The organism is Kitasatospora sp. NPDC048715 (assembly GCF_043198905.1).
Lineage (GTDB): Bacteria > Actinomycetota > Actinomycetes > Streptomycetales > Streptomycetaceae > Kitasatospora > Kitasatospora lactacystinica.
This window is the reverse complement of record NZ_JBICVH010000028.1, coordinates 59,831-77,985: the sequence shown is the minus strand read 5'-3', so window position 1 is coordinate 77,985 and position 18,155 is coordinate 59,831. Positions and strand designations below refer to the sequence as shown.

The following is an 18,155-nucleotide window of genomic DNA, read 5'->3' as shown; positions in this document are numbered from 1 at the left end:
GCCGCCCCGACCGGCAGCCGGACCAGCAGCCCGACCGGCGACCCGCCTCAGACCTGCTCGGCCAGCTCCAGCCAGCCCATCTCCAGCTCCTCCTTCTCCTCCCGGACGGCGCGCAGCTGCGCGTCCAGCTCCGCGACCTTGGAGAAGTCGGCGGCGTGCTCGGCGAGTTGGGAGTGCAGCTTGGACTCCTTCTGGTCCAGCTTGGCGATCTGCCGCTCCAGCTTCTGCATCTCCTTCTTCGCCGCCCGCAGGTCCCCGCCGGACAGCGCGGGGGCACCGCCCTCGGCACCCGGGCCACCTGCGGCACCCGCGCCGGCCGAAGCCGCACCGGCCGCGCCACCCGAGCCCGCACCCGAGCCCGCCGGAGCGGCAGCGGGAGCCGCGGCGGCCATCCTGGCCCGGCGCTCCAGGTACTCGTCCACGCCGTTCGGCAGCATCCGCATCTTCCGGTCGCCGAGCAGCGCGTGGACGGTGTCCGTGGTGCGCTCGATGAAGAAGCGGTCGTGGCTGATGACGATCATCGAGCCGGGCCAGCCGTCGAGCAGGTCCTCCAGCTGGTTGAGCGTCTCGATGTCCAGGTCGTTGGTGGGCTCGTCCAGGAACAGCACGTTGGGCTCGTCCATCAGCAGCCGCAGCAGCTGGAGCCGGCGCCGCTCGCCGCCGGACAGGTCGCCGACCGGCGTCCACTGCTTGTCCTTGCCGAAGCCGAACTGCTCGCACAGCTGGCCGGCGCTCATCTCCCGGCCCTTGCCGAGGTCGACCCGCGAGCGGACCTGCTCGACGGCCTGGAGCACCCGGGTCGCCGGGTCCAGCTCGGCGACCTCCTGCGACAGGTAGGCCAGCCGCACGGTCTTGCCGACCTTGATGACGCCCGACGCCGGCTGGACGTCGCCCTCGGAGGTGTACGCGTCGCGCAGCGCGCGCAGCAGCGAGGTCTTGCCGGCGCCGTTGACGCCGAGCAGGCCGATCCGCTCGCCGGGGCCGAGCTGCCAGGTGATGTTCTCCAGGAGCAGCTTCGGGCCGGCGGTGACGGTCACGCCCTCCAGGTCGAAGACCGTCTTGCCGAGCCGCGCGTTGGCGAACTTCATCAGCTCGGACGTGTCGCGCGGGTCCGGCACGTCCGCGATCAGGGCGTTGGCGGCCTCGATCCGGTAGCGCGGCTTGGAGGTGCGGGCGGGGGCGCCGCGGCGCAGCCAGGCCAGCTCCTTGCGGGCCATGTTCTGGCGCTTCTGCTCCTCGACGGCCTCGATCCGGGAGCGCTCGGCGCGGGCGAAGACGTAGTCGGAGTAGCCGCCCTCGTACTCGTGCACCTCACCGCTCTGGACGTCCCACATGCGGGTGCAGACCTGGTCGAGGAACCACCGGTCGTGGGTGACGCAGACGAGCGCGGAGCGGCGCTTCTGGAGGTGCTCGGCGAGCCAGTTGATGCCCTCGACGTCGAGGTGGTTGGTGGGCTCGTCGAGGACGATCAGGTCGGGCGAGCCGAGCAGCAGCTTGGCGAGCGCGATCCGGCGGCGCTCGCCGCCGGAGAGCGGGCCGATGACGGTGTCCAGGCCGTCGGCGAAGCCGGGCAGGTCGAGGCCGCCGAAGAGGCCCTCGATGATGTCGCGGATGCGGGCGTCGCCGAGCCACTCGTGGTCGGCCCGGTCGGCGATCACCTCGTGCCGGATGGTCGCCGTCGGGTCGAGCGAGTCGTGCTGGGTGAGGACGGCCATCTGGAGGCCGCCGGAGTGGGTGATCCGGCCGCTGTCGGGTTCCTCCAGCTTGGCGAGCATCCGGATCAGGGTGGTCTTGCCGTCGCCGTTGCGGCCGACGACGCCGATCCGGTCGCCCTCGCTGACGCCCAGGCTGACCGCGTCCAGCAGGGCGCGGGTGCCGTAGACCTTCGTGACGGACTCGATGGTGGCGAGGTTGACGGCCACGTGTGCTGCGCTCCTGGGTTCGGCGGTCGCGGGGCGGTCCGCCGCTCAACGGCCGGGTGCCCCTGTCGGGACACCCCGATCTCTCCAGCCTAATGGGCCCGCCGGAGCGCCCTCACCGCGTCAGTCCGCCAGGGAGGCCCCCGGCACCGGTCCGTGGGTGGCGTGGGCGGTCCGGCAGGTGCCGGAGGCCCGCAGCGCCCCGGCCACCGCGGCGGCGGCCTCGGCGTCCTTGACCAGGAAGGCGCAGGTCGGCCCGGAGCCGGAGACCAGGGCCCCGAGCGCGCCCGCCTCGGTGCCGGCGCGCAGGGTGGCGGCGAGTGCGGGGCGCAGCGAGAGCGCGGCGGGCTGGAGGTCGTTGGCGAGCGCGTCGGCCAGGGCGACGGCGTCGCCGTGGGCGAGGGCGGCGAGCAGCGCCGGGTCGGCGTCCGGGGTGGGGACGTCGGTGTCGCTGGAGCCGGTGCCGGCTTCCTCGCGCAGCCGGTCGCACTCGCGGAACACGGCGGGGGTGGACAGGCCGCCCTCGGCGACCGCGAAGACCCAGTGGAAGGTGCCCCCGGTGGTCAGCGGCTCCAGGATCTCGCCCCGGCCGCGGCCGAGCGCGACGCCGCCGAGCAGGGCGAACGGCACGTCGGAGCCGAGTTCGGCGGCCAGTTCCAGCAGCACCGGCAGCGGGGTGTCCAGCTGCCAGAGCGCGTCGCAGGCGACGAGCGCCGCCGCGCCGTCGGCGCTGCCGCCGGCCATGCCGCCGGCCACCGGGATGGCCTTGGCGATGTGCAGGTGCACGCCCGGGTCGGCGATGCCGTGGTGGGCGGCGAGCAGCCGGGCGGCGCGGGCGGCGAGGTTGCTGTCGTCGAGGGGGACGACGGCGGCGTCCGGGCCGGTGCAGCTCAGTGTCACGCCTTCCCCGGCGGTGGCGGTGACCTCGTCCCCGAGGGCGACCGCGAAGAAGACGTTGGCCAGGTCGTGGAAGCCGTCGGCGCGCAGGCCGCCGACTCCCAGCTGGACGTTGACCTTGGCCGGTACCCGTACGGTGATCACACGGCGTCCTTGGCGGGCTTGTGCTCGGCGATCGCGGCGAACTGCTCGACCGTCAGCATCTCGCCGCGCAGCTTGTGGTCGATGCCGGCCGCCGCGAGCGCCTGCTCGGCCCCGGCGGCGGAGCCCGCCCAGCCGGCCAGCGCGGCGCGCAGGGTCTTGCGCCGCTGGGCGAACGCGGCGTCGACGACCGCGAACACCTCCTCGCGGCTGGCGGTGGTCCTCGGCGGCTCGCGGCGGATCAGCGAGACCAGCCCGGAGTCGACGTTGGGGGCGGGCCAGAAGACGTTCCGCCCGATGGCGCCGGCCCGCTTCACGTCGGCGTACCAGTTGGCCTTGACCGACGGGACGCCGTACACCTTGTTGCCCGGCTTGGCGGCGAGCCGGTCGGCGACCTCGCTCTGCACCATCACCAGGGTCCGCTCGATGCTGGGGAAGGTCGCCAGCATGTGCAGCAGGACGGGCACGGCGACGTTGTACGGGAGGTTGGCGACCAGCGCGGTGGGCGCGGGCCCGGGCAGCTCGGTGACCTCCATGGCGTCGCTGAACACCAGGTCGAAGGAGTCCGCCTTGCCCGGCATCCGGGCGGCGACGGTGTCCGGCAGGTGCCGCGCCAGCACCGGGTCGATCTCGACCGCGGTGACGTGCCGCGCCACTTCCAGCAGTGCCAGGGTGAGCGAGCCGAGCCCGGGCCCGACCTCCACCACCGTGTCCTGCTCCGTCACGTCGGCGGCCCGGACGATCCGCCGCACGGTGTTGCCGTCGATGACGAAGTTCTGCCCGCGCTGCTTGGTCGGCTTCACGCCGAAGGCGGCGGCCAGCTCCCGGATGTCGGCGGCGCCCAGAAGGTGGCTGTCAGGGGTGGGGTCGGTGGTGCTCACGCGCCAAGGATACGGGCGCGGGGGCCGCCGTCCGGACGCGCCGATCCGGACGGGGCCCCGGCCTCGGGCTCAGTACCCGAAGGCCCTGGCGGTGTTCGCCGCGACGGCCGTGCACAGCTCGTCCTCGGCCAGGCCCAGGGTGGCGGCCATCGAGCGGACCGTGACCGGGATCAGGTACGGGGCGTTCGGGCGGCCGCGGTAGGGGTGCGGGGTGAGGAAGGGGGCGTCGGTCTCGACCAGGATCCGGTCCAGCGGGGTGGCGAGCAGGGCGTCGCGCAGCGGCTGGTTGGCCTTGAAGGTGACCGGGCCGGCGAAGGAGAGGTACCAGCCGTGCTCGGCACAGGTCTTGGCCATCCCGGCGTCGCCGGAGTAGCAGTGGAAGACCGTCCGCTCCGGGGCGCCTTCGGCCAGCAGGACGGCGATGACGTCCTCGTGGGCGTCGCGGTCGTGGATGACCAGGGCCTTGCCGTGCCGCTTGGCCATCTCGATGTGGCGGCGGAACGACTCCTTCTGGATCTCCACGCCCTCCGGCCCGGTGCGGAAGTAGTCCAGGCCGGTCTCGCCGACCGCCACCACCTGCGGGAGGGCGGCGAGCCGGTCGATCTCGGCGAGCGCCTCGTCCAGCGCGGCGGCGCCGCCGGCCTTCCGCTGCTGCCCGGACCAGCCGTCGGCGTCGCCGAGGAAGATCCGCGGCGCCTCGTTCGGGTGCAGGGCGACGGCCGCGTGCACCTGCTCGTACTGGGCCGCCAGTTCGGCGGCCCAGCGCGAGCCGGGCACGTCGCAGCCCACCTGGACCACCGTGGTGACGCCGACCGAGGCGGCCTTGGCCAGGCCCTCGGCCGGGGTGCCGGACTGCATGTCGAGGTGGGTGTGCGAGTCGGCCACCGCCACGGCCAGGGGTTCCGGCAGCGGCGGCGGGGTCGACCGGGCGTCGTCCTTGGCGGCCATGTCAGGCGGTCGGCTTCTCTTCGAGGCGCGGGAAGAGGATCTCGCCCTTGGTGACGGTGGCGCCGACGGGCAGCCGGCCCCAGTCGGCCGCGGTGGCGACGGTCTGCGCGCCGAGCGCGCCCAGCCCGGCGGCCTCGGCGCCCAGCGAGGCCCACAGCTTCTCGGCGGTGGACGGCATCACCGGGTTGAGCAGCACGGCGGTGGCGCGCAGCGCCTCGGCGGCGGTGTAGAGGATGGTGGCCAGGCGGGCCTGCCCCTCCTCGGACTCGTCCTTGGCGACCTTCCACGGCTCCTGGGTGGTGAGGTAGCCGTTGACCTGCTTGACGAACTCGAAGATCGCCGCGAGGCCGCCGGCGAAGTCCAGCTCCTCGCCGATCTTCAGGTCGGCGGCGGCGACCGCCGCGGTCAGCCCGTCCGCGACGGCCTGCTCGGCGTCACCGGCGGCGGTGGCGGCGGGCAGCACCCCGTCGAAGTACTTGCCGACCATCGCGGCGACCCGGGAGGCCAGGTTGCCGAAGTCGTTGGCCAGCTCGGAGGTGTACCGGGCGGTGAAGTCCTCCCAGGAGAACGAGCCGTCGGTGCCGAACGGGATCGCCCGCAGGAAGTAGTAGCGGTACGCGTCCACGCCGAAGTGCGAGGTCAGGTCGGTGGGCGCGATGCCGGTCAGGTTGGACTTGGACATCTTCTCGCCGCCGACCATCAGCCAGCCGTTGGCGACGACCCGCTTGGGCAGCGGCAGCCCGGCGGCCATCAGCATGGCGGGCCAGATGACGGCGTGGAAGCGGAGGATGTCCTTGCCGACCAGGTGGACCGAGGCGGGCCACAGCTCGGCGAAGCGCTCCGGATCGCTGCCGTAGCCGGCCGCGGTGATGTAGTTCTGCAGCGCGTCGACCCACACGTACAGGACGTGCTTCTCGTCCCAGGGCAGCGGGACGCCCCAGTCGAAGGTGGAGCGGGAGATCGAGAGGTCCTTGAGGTCCTGCTCGACGAAGCGCAGCACCTCGTTGCGGGCCGAGGCGGGCTGGATGAAGTCCGGGTTCGCCGCGTAGAACTCCAGCAGCCGCGGGCCGTAGGCGGAGAGGCGGAAGAAGTAGTTCTCCTCCTCCAGCCACTCGACCGGCCGCTTGTGCACGGCGCAGAGCTTCTCGTCCGCGGTCGCGCCGTCGAGCAGCTCGGCCGGGAGCTTGAACTCCTCGCAGCCGACGCAGTACGGGCCGGAGTAGCCGCCCTTGTAGATCTCGCCCTTGTCGAACAGGTCCTGGACGAACTCCTGCACCCGGGCGGTGTGCCGCTCCTCGGTGGTGCGGATGAAGTCGTCGTTGGCGATCTCCAGGTGCTCCCAGAGCGGCTTCCAGGCCTCCTCGACCAGCTTGTCGCACCACTGCTGCGGGCTGACGCCGTTCGCCTCGGCGGTCCGCATGATCTTCTGACCGTGCTCGTCGGTGCCGGTCAGGTACCACACCTTCTCGCCGCGCTGGCGGTGCCAGCGGGTGAGGACGTCGCCCGCCACGGTGGTGTACGCGTGGCCCAGGTGCGGGCGATCGTTGACGTAGTAGATCGGGGTGGAAACGTAGTACGCCGGGGCGGTCGCCCCGGTGGTGCTGTGGTCTGCAGTGGCCGCCATGGTCGGAAAGCTTAGTCGGGCGCGCGGACCGCCCTCGACCGAGTTGTTCCCGGCCGGGGGCGGTCCCTCCTCGTCGCCCCGGTGTCAGCCCAGCAGCCGCGACCAGAACCGGGCCCAGCGTCCGCGCGGCCGGACGGGCTCGGCCACCGGGGGCGGCCCGGCCGGCTCGGCGTGCGCCGGGTAGCCGGGGGCGTGCTGCCACTGCTGGTCGGCGGTGGCCACCCGGCCCTCGCGCATGATCCGCACGGTGTGGCCGCCGCACCCCGGGCAGGTCGGCTTGAGCAGCGGGGACGGCACCCGGACGCCGTTGGCGTGGTACTCGAACACGACGTGGCCGTCCTTGCCCACGTGGTGCTCGATGTCGTACGCCTGCTCCCATCCGTACCCGCAGCGCAGGCACGCGAAGGAGTAGGCCTCCCGTACGGTTTCGACGGGAGTGTGCGGCCGGCCGGCCAGACCGGCGGTGCTCAGTGCGTTGCCACTGCGCGGGCTACCGACAACATCGCTCATGGCCGTCTCCCAGCGCCCGCCGGACGCTCGCCCGGCTGGGTCTTTCCCTTCCAGGAAATGCCCGGACATCCCCGGGTGACGCCCCACTTGTGAAGACTTGGATGCCGGTTGGGGAGCCCTATACGAAGGGCCTCCCCGGGACCGAAAACCGCGACCGAAGCTTCAGCTCAGCGGGTGTTTACCGGGGCCTTCCCTCCACGGTACGACTCCCCGTGAGCAACGCAACCCCCGGTATTCACCCCTGTCCCGGGGCTCCTCCCAGGCCTTCCCGCTTCGCCGCCACGACCGCGTCGAAGACCTCCCGCTTGGGCAGCGAGAGCTCCACCGCGACGGCCGCGATGGCCTCCTTGCGGCGCTCCCCGGCCTCCTCGCGGACGGCGACCAGCCGGGCCAGCTCGGCCGGGGTCAGCTCCTGGGGCGCGGCCGGCGGGGCGCCGGCGACCACGACGGTGATCTCGCCCTTGACGCCCTCGGCCGCCCAGGCCGCCAGTTCGCCGATCGGCCCGCGCTTGACCTCCTCGTAGGTCTTGGTGAGCTCGCGGCAGACGGCGGCCGGACGCTCGGGCCCGAACGCCTCGGCCATCGCCGTGAGCGCTTCGGCGATCCGGTGCGGCGCCTCGAAGAAGACCATGGTGCGCGGCTCGGCGGCGATCGTGGCGAGCTGCCGGGCGCGGTCGCCGTTCTTGCGCGGCAGGAATCCCTCGAAGGTGAAGCGGTCCACCGGCAGGCCGGACAGCGCGAGCGCGGTGAGCACCGCCGAGGGCCCGGGCACCGCGGTGACCTTGACGTCGGCGGCGACGGCGGCGGCGACCAGCCGGTAGCCGGGGTCGGAGACCGAGGGCATGCCGGCGTCGGTGACCAGCAGCACCCGGGCGCCGCCGAGCAGCGCCTCGACCAGTTCGGGGGTGCGGCCGACCTCGTTGCCCTCGAAGTAGGAGACCACCCGCCCGGCCGGGGTCACCCCCAGGGCCTGGGTGAGCCGGCGCAGCCGCCGGGTGTCCTCGGCCGCGATCACGTCCGCCGTGGCCAGTTCGTTGACGAGCCGGGGCGGGGCGTCCGAGACGTCGCCGATGGGGGTGCCTGCGAGAACGAGTACTCCTGTCACGGTCCCCATCCTTGCAGCTGTCGCGCGCCCGGGGCTTTTGGTGACGATTCGGTCAGCTTCCGAGGGAGCGGACACGCGTACGAAGAGCGCCCCTACGATGTGGCGGATGAACGGCGACACGGCGGCCCAGACGCCCACTGGTACGGACCACTCCGCGTACGGCGGTGTCGGCCTGCCGTCCCCCCGCTCGCCCCAGGCCGGGACCGCGCCGCGGTCCGGGCCGGCCGGCTGGCGCGAGCACCTGGCCGGGCACGGCTGGACCGCCCGCGCCGCGGCGACGCTCACCGAGCGCCTGGCGCCGCCGATGCCGGACGGCCCCCGGGTGACGCCCCGGGACGTGCCGCAGTCGCCGCTGCTGCTGCGGATGGGCGTCTCGCTGCCGCAGGGCCTGTGGTTCTTCCTCTGCCGCTGGGCCGGCTGGCTCGGCCCGGTCGCGGTGGCGGTGTTCGCCGGCCTGCTGCGGTTCACGAACCTCGGGCAGCCGCACGCGATCATCTTCGACGAGACGTACTACGCCAAGGACGCGTACGCGCTCTGGCACGGCGGCTACGAGATCAGCTGGCCGGAGGACGCCAACGCCACGATCATGACGCCGGGCGCGGCCGTCCCGTACCGGGCGACGCCCTCGTACGTGGTGCACCCGCCGGTGGGCAAGTGGATCATCGGTGCGGGCGAGCAGTTGTTCGGCATGAACCCCTTCGGGTGGCGGTTCGCGGTGGCCCTGCTCGGCACCCTGTCGGTGCTGATGGTGGCCCGGATCGCCCGCCGGATGTTCCGCTCCACCCTGCTGGGCTGCGTGGCGGGCCTGCTGCTCTCGGTGGACGGCCTGCACCTGGTGCTCAGCCGGGCCGCCCTGCTCGACCTGGTGGTGATGTTCTGGACCCTCGCCGCCTTCGGCTTCCTGCTGCTGGACCGCGACCGCACCCGGGCCCTGCTGGCCCGGAGGCTGGGCGGCGTCGAGGACCCGCGGCTCGCCCAGCGGCTGAACCTGGGCTGGCGCCCGTACCGGATCGCGGCCGGCGTCTGCGTCGGCCTGACCTGCGCCACCAAGTGGAGCGGCCTGTACGTGGCGGCGGCCTTCGGCCTGATGACGGTGCTCTGGGACGTCGGCGCCCGCCGTCTGGCCGGCGCCCCGCGCCCGTTCCTGGCGGTGCTCGCCCGGGACGTGGTGCCGGCCTTCGTCTCGGTCGTCGTGGTGTCGGTCGCGGTCTACATCGCGTCCTGGTGGGGCTGGTTCGCCAGCAGCACCGCCCCCGGCCAGGGCGGCTGGGGCCGGGACTGGGCGGTCGGCCGTTCCACCGACTTCCCGTGGATACCCGGGGCCCTGCGCTCGCTGTGGCACTACCACTCGACGGTCTACGACTTCCACGTCGGCCTGAGCGACCCGCACACCTACCAGTCCAACCCGTGGTCCTGGCTGGTGCTGGGCCGGCCGGTGTCCTTCTTCTACGAGTCCCCCAAGTACGGCCAGGCCGGCTGCACCGCCGCCGACTGCGCCCGCGAGGTGCTGGGCATCGGCACCCCGCTGCTGTGGTGGACGGGCCTCGTGGCGCTGGCCTACTGCCTGTGGCGCTGGGCGGCCCGGCGGGACTGGCGGGCCGGCGCGCTGCTCTGCGGCCTGGCCGCCGGCTACCTGCCCTGGTTCGCCTACCAGCAGCGGACGATCTTCCTCTTCTACGCGGTGGTCTTCGTCCCGTTCCTGGTGCTCGCGGTGACCATGCTGATCGGCGCGCTGATCGGGCCGCCCGGCGCCTCCCGGGACCGCCGGATCATCGGTTCCGCGGCGGCCGGCCTGCTGATCCTGCTGATCCTCTGGAACTTCCTCTTCTTCTTCCCGCTGTTCACCGGGCAGACCATCCCGCTGGAGGACTGGCGCCGCCGGATGTGGTTCAACACCTGGATCTGATCCGCCCCGGGCACACCGGGTTCCCGCGATTCGTCCGTATGCGGTGCACAACACGTACCAGATCCGTCACAAGTGCCGGGCGATTCGCCGGCGCACCGATCCGTGCTGCCTAGGGTGGGGGGGTACCGCGTTTCCGGCCCCGGCCGGTTGCGCCCGGCCGCGAGACCCCTGGGGGACCTGCACCATGCGCAGTGGCGCGAAGATCGGCATCATCACCGGCGTGTCCATCGCCGTCCTCGCGGGCGGCGGCTACGGCGCGTACAGCCTGATGAACGACTCGGACGGCGGCCCCGGCGGCAAGAAGCCGCGCACCGTGGTCGCCGAGCCGCCGTCGGCCGAGCAGGCGACAGCCGGTCTGAAGGACTTCCTGACGGCCTGGGCGGCCGGCGACATCGCCAAGGCGGCCTCGCTGACCGACGACCCGGCCGCGGCCACGGCCGGTCTGACCGCCTTCCGCGACCAGGTCAAGCCGAGCGCGCTGACCCTCACGCCGTTCGGCCCGACCACCCAGCAGGTCTTCTCCGCCGCCACCGGCACCCCCGCCCCCGCCGCCAAGCCGTCCGCCGGGGCCTCCGCGACGCCGGGCGCGACCGACACGCCGTCCGCCACCGCCACGCCCGGCCCCACCGGCACCCTGATGTCGTACAAGGCGCGCGCCGAGTTCGCGGGCACCAGCCGGGCCTGGGACTACCAGGGCTTCCTCGGCGTCGTGAAGATGAGCGACAACACCCCGGCCGTGCACTGGGCGCCGTCGGTGATCCACCCGCACCTGTCCGGCAACGAGACCATCGCCGTCCAGCCGGTCTTCGCCCCGCCGTCCACGGTGGTGGACCGCAACGGCAAGCCGGTCCAGGGCGCCTCGCTCACCCAGGCGCTGATGACCACCCTCCAGGAGAACGCCAACAAGCTGCTGCCGCCGGACCCGGCCAAGGACCAGGACGCGGGCAGCGCCGTGGTGATCTCCGACCCGGCCGGCAAGGGCGCCCAGGACAAGCTGTTCACCATCGTCGAGCCGAAGCCCGGCAAGCCGTTCAAGCTGACCATCGACAACACCCTGCAGGCCGCCGCCGAGAAGGCGATGACCGACCTGGGCGGCAAGCCGGCCTCCGTCGTGGCGATCGAGCCGAGCACCGGTCAGGTGCTGGCCTTCGCCAACTCGCCGGCCAACGGACAGAACCGGGCCTTCACCGGGCTGCTCGCGCCGGGCTCGACGATGAAGATCATCACTTCGGCGGCGCTGCTGGAGAACGGGGTCAACCCGGACACCGTGGTGGCCTGCCCGGAGAAGAGCGGCAACGCGCACCCGATCCCGAACTCGTTCCCGGGTGCCTTCCCGAACAACACGCTCCAGCAGGACTTCATGATGTCCTGCAACACCGCCTTCATCAATCAGGGCCTGGCCAGCCTCAAGCCCGAGACGCTGTCCGGCACGGCCAAGGACGTGTTCGGCATCGGCCTGGAGTGGAAGACCGGCCTGCCCAACACCGACGGCAAGGTGCCGGCGACGCCGGGCAGCAAGGACGAGCAGGCCATGAACTACATCGGCCAGGGCAAGGTCCAGATGAACCCGCTGGCCATCGCCTCGGTCGCCGCCACCGTGCAGAGCGGCGAGTTCAAGCAGCCGATCCTGGTGGCGGAGCTGCCGCAGCAGAAGGCCGCCCGCCCGCTCTCCCCCGACGTGGACGCCAAGCTGAAGGCGATGATGGCGGCCACCGCCACCGGCGGCACCGCCAAGGAGGTGATGGCCGGCATCACCGACAACGCGGGCGCCAAGACCGGCTCGGCCGAGGTCGCCGGGGTCGACGTCACCAACAGCTGGTTCACCGCCTACCGGGGCAACCTCGCGGTGGCCGCCGAGGTCCAGGGCGGCGGCCACGGCGTGGACGCGGCCGGCCCGGCCGTCGCCTCCATCCTGAAGGCCGCCGGCCGGTAGGCCCCCGGGCAGACGGCCCCGGGCGAACGGCCCCCGAGCGAACGGCCCGCCCGGCCTCACGGCAGGGCGGGCCGGTGCTTTCTCATCCGCGCGGCAGCGCGGGCTGCGGCCTCCCCCGCACCCGGCCGGGCGGGACCGGGCGCCGGCTGCTCCAGCGGCGGGCCGCCAGCCGGGGCCAGATCATCAGCACCACCGGCAGCGCCAGGTACCCGAACCGCCCGGCCGGGGCCAGCATGAAGGCGATGGCGAGCCCGGCGGCCAGCAGGTCCGCCGCGGCGATCGCGGAGACCGGCGGCCGGGCCAGCAGCCAGATCGCCACCGCGACCAGGGCCACGGTCATCAGCGCCAGCGAGATCGCGTGCCCGGTCGGTCCGAAGCCGGCCAGCACCTTGCCGGGCAGCGGGCTGCCCGCCGGGGTGCGGATCGCCGTCATCCCGAGCGGGAAGCGCACCACCTGTTCGCGCAGCGCGTCCGGCTGGGCCAGCGCGGAGGGCAGGATCACCAGCGTGCTCACCCCGACCCCGATCAGCGCGGTCCGGGCCGCGGGGCGGCGGCCGTACAGCCGCCAGAGCAGCAGGACGGCGACCGGCAGCGCGGGCCAGGCCGTCCACTTCAGGGTGCAGGCGAGGGCGAGCACCAGTCCGGCGCCGACGGTGCGGTCCCGCTCGGCGAGCGCCATGGCCAGGCAGCAGACCCCGATCAGCGGCAGGTCCACCCCGCCGACCGCCAGGGCGAGCGCGATCAGCGGCGAGGCGGTGAGGACGGCCAGCGGCAGCAGCGGCGCGCGCGGGTCGCCGCCGCCGGGGCGGGCGGGCCGCAGCAGCCGCCAGGCGGCCAGCAGGCAGACGAAGAAGGTCAGCGCGAACCAGATCCGGGCGTCCCCGGCGACCCTCGCGAAGGCGGTGGAGTCGCCGAGCAGCTGGCGCGGCATCCCGAACAGGGACATCGCCGGCAGGTACGGGTTGTAGTCGGTGACCACCACCGGGTGCGGCAGGTACGCGGTGCCGGTGGTGAGCAGCAGGTGGGCCGAGCGTTCGACCACCATGACCTCGGACTGGTGGCGACCGTTCAGGGCGAGCAGGGCCAGCGGGACCAGGACGGCCCCGACGAGGGCGACCGAGGCGGCGGCGCGGGCCGCGAAGCGACGCGGCAGGGTCAGGCAGAGCAGTCCGGCCAGGACGTAGGCGGGGGCCGCGATCAGGCCCCACAGCCGCTGGTTGGCCAGGTCGGACACGAGCGGGAAGGCGGCGGCCCAGCCGGCCGCGACCAGGCAGCCGAGCAGTTGGACGGTCCGCATCGAGGCGAGCCCGGCGAGCCGGGCGCCGTTCAGCCGATCGGGCGTGGGCGGAAAGGTGCTCTCGCCACGCTGTCGGGGGAAGGGGCGGACGGAGAAGCCGCGCGGCGGTCGTCCGGGTCCGGACGACGCCTCGGTCGCGGAGGTCTGGGCCGGCGTTCTGCTGCGGCCGGTGAAGCGGCCGCGCGGGCGGAAGTAGCCGGGCGTGCGGGTGCTCACCATGGTGGAAGGTTATGGGTGGGAGCCGGGCCCTGTCGCCATGGCGTTGGACACCGGACGGGCGTTGGCGGGAAAAGGGCCGTCGGCCGCCTCGGCGGCCGGCGGCCCTTCACCCGGGTTTTGCTTCCGGGTCAGTCGGCGGAGCTGTCCGAGGACACGGACGGCTGCCCGGCCTGCTCCAGCCGGGAGTGCCTGATGCTGTAGCCGAAGTAGACGACCAGGGCGACGGCGAGGGCGATCGCCCCGGCCCGGAAGGTGTCGGCGTGCAGACCGGTGATCAGGTAGATGCAGAAGCCGACGCTGATCAGCGGGACGACCGGGTAGCCGGGCACCTTGAAGCCGCGCGGCAGGTCGGGCTGGGTGCGGCGCAGCACGATCACGCCGATCGAGACCACCGAGAAGGCGATGAGCGTGCCCAGGCTGGTGATGTCGGCCAGGACCCGCAGCGGGATGAACGCGGCCAGCGCGCCGACGCCGAGGCCCACCACGATGGTGTTCCAGATCGGGGTGCCGGTGCGCGGGGAGAGCTGGGCGAAGCGCTTGGGCAGCATGCCGTCGCGGCCCATCGAGTACAGGATGCGGGTCTGGCCGTAGATCACCACGAGGGTGATGCTGAAGATCGAGACGATCGCGCCGAAGGCGAAGACCATCGCGGGCCAGCTCTGGCCGGTGATGTCCTGGAGGATCTGGGCGAGGCCGGCCTCCTGGCCGTCGAACTTCTGCCAGGGCTGGGCGCCGATGCCGGCCAGGGCGACCAGGATGTAGAGCAGGGTCACCACGACCAGCGAGATGATGATCGCCATCGGCAGGGTGCGGCGAGGGTTCTTGACCTCCTCACCGGCGGTGGACACGGCGTCCAGGCCGATGAAGGAGAAGAAGATGCTGGACGCGGCGATCTGGACGCCGCTGAAGCCGAGCGGCATGAACGGGCTCAGGTTGCCGGAGTGGAAGCCGGTGAGCGCCACGCCGATGAACATCAGCAGGATCAGGATCTTGATCGCGACCATCACCGCGTTGACCTTGACCGACTCGCTGACGCCGCGGATCAGCAGGACGCAGACCATGGCGACCAGCAGCAGCGCCGGCAGGTTGAACCAGTGGGTGCTGTCCGGCGCGCCGGAGAGCTCCTCGGGGATCGTGAACCCGAAGGCCAGGTCGAAGAACTTGTTCAGGTACTCGGCCCAGGTCACCGCGATCGCGGAGGCGGAGACGCCGTACTCCATCAGCAGGCAGATGCCGACGCCGAAGGCGACGCCCTCGCCGAGGGTGGCGTAGGCGTAGGAGTACGAGGAGCCGGAGACCGGGATCGCGGAGGCCATCTCGGCGTAGCAGAGCGCGGTGAGTCCGGCGGTGACCGCGGCGATCACGAAGGACAGGATGACGGCCGGGCCGGCCGAGGGCACCGCGGTGTTCAGCACGAAGAAGATGCCGGTGCCGATGGTGGCGCCGATGCCGATCGAGGACAGCTGCCACAGCCCGATCGAGCGGCGCAGGTGGATGCCGGAGCGCCCGCCCTCCTCGGGCGCACCGGCCGGGAGGGAGTTCTTGCCTTCGGTCTCGGCGATCAGTGTCGAGACGGGCTTGCGTCGCAGCAGACGCGCACCAAGGGTGTTGCTGGCCAAAACTGCGGTCCTTCTGGGCGGGGGAGGGTGTCCTGGTGGCTGGTCACCCGAAACACCCTGGGGTGTCATCGGGGATCAACCGAACAAACATGGGACAGTACCCGGCGAAAGCACCAGTGTCGCAAACGAACAGTCCCAACCGGCGCATTGTCCGAATTGGCGCACAGTGATGTACAAACCGGACACTTCGTAAACGGCGCTTCTACCTCCCGGCGATTAAAGCAGCAGGCCGGCGCCCTGCGGCGATCACCCGCCGAGCACCGCCCGCATCACCGACCGGGCGATCGGCGCGGCCAGGGCACCACCCGTCACATCGGTGGCCCCGCTGTCCGCGACCACCACGGCCACCGCCACCGGCGGCACCGCGTCCGAGCCGGCCGGCCCGGCCCAGGCGATGAACCAGGCGTACGGCGTCCCACTGTTGTCCACCCCGTGCTGGGCCGTCCCGGTCTTGCCGCCGACCACCGCCCCGGCGATCCGGGCGTTGCCGCCGGTGCCGTTCTCCACCACGTCCGTCATCAGCCCGCGCACCTGCTCGGCCACCGCCGGGGTCATCGCCCGCTTGTACACGGACGGCCGCATCAGCTGCACCGTGGTGCCGTCGCTCCTGGTCAGCCTGTCCACAAGCTGTGGACGCATCACCGTCCCGTCGTTGGCGACCCCCGCCGCGACCATCGCCATCGTCAGCGGGGTGGCCGCCGTGTCGAACTGCCCGATCGAGGAGAGCGCCAGCTGCGACTCGTCCATCCGGGTGTCGAAGTTCGACCGGGCCGCGCGCACCGGGACGTCCAGCCCCGGGTCGTTGAAGCCGAAGTTCGCGGCCATCCCGGCCATCCGGTCCAGCCCGGTCCGCACCCCCAGGTAGCCGAGCACGCTGTTGCAGCTGGCGGTCATCGCGGCGGCCAGCGACAGGCCCGGCCGGTCGCAGACCGGGGTGTCGTTGACCAGCGGCGTGGTCGTGCCGGGCAGCACGTACGGGAAGGGCGCCCCGGTCGGCGCGTCCGGGTCGGTGACCACCCCGTCGGCCAGCGCGGCCGCGGCCGTGACCACCTTGAAGGTCGAGCCCGGCGGGTACGTCTGGCGCAGTGCCCGGTTGAGCATCGGCTCGTCGGCGTCGGCCTGCAGGCGGTTCCAGGCCTCCTGGTCGTCGGCGCCGTGCCCGGCGAAGGCGCCCGGGTCGTAGGAGGGCGTGCTGGCCAGCGCCAGGATCCGCCCGGTGGCCGGCTCGATCGCGGCGACCGCGCCCTTCCGGTCGCCGAGCCCGCGCATCGCGGCCTGCTGGGCGGCCCGGTTCAGCGTGGTGCGGACGTCCCCGCCGGGGTTCTGCCGACGGGCCACGGCGTCCAGGAGCGACCAGCCCGCCAGCCGGCCGTCGGTGCCGGTCAGCAGCTCGTCCTCGGTCCCCTCCAGCTGGGTGGTGCCGTACGCCTGCGAGGCGAAGCCGGTGACGGCCGCGTAGGTCGGGCCGTCGGTGTAGCTGCGCCGGTACGCGTACCGGCCGCCGGTCGGTACGGAGCCGGTCACCGGGTCCGCGCCGACCAGGATGTCGCCGCGCGGCCGGGCGTACCGCTCGATGGTGAGCCGCTGGTTGGCGCTGTTGCGGTCGAGCTCCTTCGCCTGGAACACCTGCACCCGGGTGGCCTGGGCGCACAGCGCCGCGACCAGCAGCAGGCAGAAGGTGCCCGCCCGCCGCCCGGTCACCGAGATGCCCGGCAGCCCCTGCGGGCCGTTGCCCCGGGGGCGGGCGCGCGTCACCGGACCTCCCGGGGCCCGGGCCCGCGCGCGGTGTCACTCATCCGCACGAGCAGCGCCACGATGATCCAGTTGGTGACCACGGAGGAACCCCCCTGGGCGATGAACGGCATGGTCATCCCGGTCAGCGGGATCAGCGCGAGCACCCCGCCCGCCACCACGAACACCTGGAGGCCGACGATCGCGGCCAGCCCGATCGCCAGCAGCCGCCCGAACGGGTCGCGCAGCGCGATGCCGGTCCGGAAGCCCCGCGAGACCAGCACCGCGTACAGCAGGAACACCGCGATCAGCCCGGTCAGCCCGAGCTCCTCGCCGATGGTGGCGAGGATGAAGTCCGACTTGGCGGCGAAGCCGATCAGCACCGAGTGCCCGTTGCCGAGCCCGGTGCCCAGCTCACCGCCCCAGGCGAAGGCGAACAGCGACTGGGCGATCTGGTTGGCGCCCCGGCCCGCCTCGATCGAGCCCAGCGGGTCCAGCCAGTCCGCGACCCGGCTGTGCACGTGCGGCGACAGCCGTCCCACCGTCACCGCCCCGACCGCGGCCAGGCCCAGGCCGATGGCGATCCAGCCGGTGCGCGCGGTGGCCACGTAGAGCATCACCACGAACAGGCCGAAGAACAGCAGCGAGGTGCCGAGGTCGGTCTCCAGCATCAGGACGCCGACGAACGCCGCCCAGATCAGCAGCACCGGCCCGAGCACCCGCCCCGGCGGCAGCCGCAGGCGCCGGATCCGGCGGCCGGTGAGCGCCAGCGCGTCCCGGTGCACCGCCAGGTAGGCGGCGAAGAAGACCGCCAGCAGGATCTTGGCGAACTCCCCGGGCTGGAAGGAGAGCGGCCCGATCACGATCCAGATCCGGGAGCCGTACACCGGCGGGAAGAAGATCGGCAGCACCAGCAGGACCAGGGCCACCAGCGCCCCGATGTGGGCGTAGCGCTGCAGCCGCCGGTGATCGCGCACCAGCAGCACCACGGCGATGAACAGCGCCACCCCCAGGGCCGACCAGAGCAGCTGGGTGGGGGCGGCGGCGCGTCCCGGGGTGGCCCGGTCGAGCCGGTGGATCACCACCAGCCCGATCCCGTTCAGCAGCACCGCGATCGGCAGCAGCAGCGGGTCCGCGTACCGGGCCCGCCACCGGACCACGGCGTGCGCCGCCAGGGCGAGCACGCCGAGCGCGGCACCGTACTCGGCCGCGTCGGCCGGGACGCGGCCGTCCAGGTCGACGCCGACCTCGACGTAGCCGAACACGGCGATCAGGACGGCGCCGACCACCAGGACGAGCTCGGTGGTGCGTCTGGGCGGCACCGGCCGGCTCGGCCCGGCGGCGGATCTCGACACGGCGGAGGGTGTCGCCACGGACCGTCCTGGGGATCGGGAAGGGCCCGGTGCCGCCGGCCGGGGGATGCCG

13 protein-coding genes are annotated in these 18,155 nt (G+C 73.1%); 2 read left to right on the top strand and 11 right to left on the bottom strand.

Annotated features, from left to right (window positions below; translation table 11 throughout):
• Nucleotides 1-47: 47 nt before the first annotated feature.
• The 7 genes from ACGFSC_RS39575 to rsmI all read right to left on the bottom strand — a co-directional run bounded on the left by ACGFSC_RS39575 (nucleotide 48) and on the right by rsmI (nucleotide 8,025).
• Nucleotides 48-1,922 carry an ABC-F family ATP-binding cassette domain-containing protein gene (locus tag ACGFSC_RS39575; RefSeq protein WP_359899752.1) on the bottom strand — a complete coding sequence of 625 codons (1,875 nt, stop codon included), beginning with the start codon at nucleotides 1,920-1,922 and terminating at the stop codon, nucleotides 48-50.
• Between the two features lie 120 nt (nucleotides 1,923-2,042).
• A complete protein-coding gene (locus ACGFSC_RS39570; protein WP_359899754.1) occupies nucleotides 2,043-2,960 on the bottom strand; it encodes a 4-(cytidine 5'-diphospho)-2-C-methyl-D-erythritol kinase in 918 nt (305 codons plus the stop codon).
• Nucleotides 2,957-3,838 (bottom strand): 16S rRNA (adenine(1518)-N(6)/adenine(1519)-N(6))-dimethyltransferase RsmA, encoded by an 882-nt coding sequence (rsmA, locus tag ACGFSC_RS39565; RefSeq protein WP_359899756.1) that lies wholly within the window; start codon nucleotides 3,836-3,838, stop codon nucleotides 2,957-2,959. Before rsmA ends, ACGFSC_RS39570 begins: the two co-directional genes overlap by 4 nt.
• 69 nt (nucleotides 3,839-3,907) lie before the next feature.
• Complete coding sequence (locus ACGFSC_RS39560; protein WP_359899758.1) at nucleotides 3,908-4,786, bottom strand: TatD family hydrolase; 879 nt, start codon at nucleotides 4,784-4,786, stop codon at nucleotides 3,908-3,910.
• 1 nt (nucleotide 4,787) lies between these two features.
• Entirely contained in the window at nucleotides 4,788-6,410 is a 1,623-nt protein-coding gene (gene metG, locus ACGFSC_RS39555) for a methionine--tRNA ligase (protein ID WP_359899760.1), read from the bottom strand.
• An 84-nt stretch (nucleotides 6,411-6,494) separates the two neighbouring features.
• Nucleotides 6,495-6,920 carry a hypothetical protein gene (locus ACGFSC_RS39550; RefSeq protein WP_359899761.1) on the bottom strand — a complete coding sequence of 142 codons (426 nt, stop codon included), beginning with the start codon at nucleotides 6,918-6,920 and terminating at the stop codon, nucleotides 6,495-6,497.
• A 235-nt stretch (nucleotides 6,921-7,155) separates the two neighbouring features.
• On the bottom strand, nucleotides 7,156-8,025 hold the full coding sequence (rsmI, locus tag ACGFSC_RS39545) for a 16S rRNA (cytidine(1402)-2'-O)-methyltransferase (RefSeq protein ID WP_359899763.1): 870 nt from the start codon (nucleotides 8,023-8,025) through the stop codon (nucleotides 7,156-7,158).
• A gap of 106 nt (nucleotides 8,026-8,131) precedes the next feature.
• Between rsmI and ACGFSC_RS39540 the strand changes: the two genes are divergently transcribed.
• Nucleotides 8,132-9,931: a dolichyl-phosphate-mannose--protein mannosyltransferase gene (locus ACGFSC_RS39540; protein WP_392865010.1), complete on the top strand. Its 1,800-nt coding sequence runs from the start codon at nucleotides 8,132-8,134 to the stop codon at nucleotides 9,929-9,931.
• A 184-nt stretch (nucleotides 9,932-10,115) separates the two neighbouring features.
• Nucleotides 10,116-11,864 (top strand): penicillin-binding transpeptidase domain-containing protein, encoded by a 1,749-nt coding sequence (locus ACGFSC_RS39535; protein WP_359899765.1) that lies wholly within the window; start codon nucleotides 10,116-10,118, stop codon nucleotides 11,862-11,864.
• A gap of 82 nt (nucleotides 11,865-11,946) precedes the next feature.
• On the opposite strand, the gene ACGFSC_RS39530 is transcribed toward ACGFSC_RS39535, so the two are convergent.
• The 4 genes from ACGFSC_RS39530 to ACGFSC_RS39515 form a co-directional block, all read right to left on the bottom strand.
• A complete protein-coding gene (locus ACGFSC_RS39530) occupies nucleotides 11,947-13,380 on the bottom strand; it encodes a glycosyltransferase 87 family protein (RefSeq protein WP_359899767.1) in 1,434 nt (477 codons plus the stop codon).
• A 128-nt stretch (nucleotides 13,381-13,508) separates the two neighbouring features.
• Complete coding sequence (locus ACGFSC_RS39525) at nucleotides 13,509-15,068, bottom strand: amino acid permease (protein WP_380354743.1); 1,560 nt, start codon at nucleotides 15,066-15,068, stop codon at nucleotides 13,509-13,511.
• Nucleotides 15,069-15,245: 177 nt separating this feature from the next.
• The gene (locus ACGFSC_RS39520) at nucleotides 15,246-16,700 is read right to left on the bottom strand and encodes a penicillin-binding transpeptidase domain-containing protein (protein WP_392865039.1); all 1,455 of its coding nucleotides are present in this window, start codon (nucleotides 16,698-16,700) and stop codon (nucleotides 15,246-15,248) included.
• A gap of 50 nt (nucleotides 16,701-16,750) precedes the next feature.
• Nucleotides 16,751-18,085, bottom strand: a complete 1,335-nt coding sequence (locus ACGFSC_RS39515) for an FtsW/RodA/SpoVE family cell cycle protein (protein ID WP_359899771.1) — start codon at nucleotides 18,083-18,085, stop codon at nucleotides 16,751-16,753.
• Nucleotides 18,086-18,155: the final 70 nt, after the last annotated feature.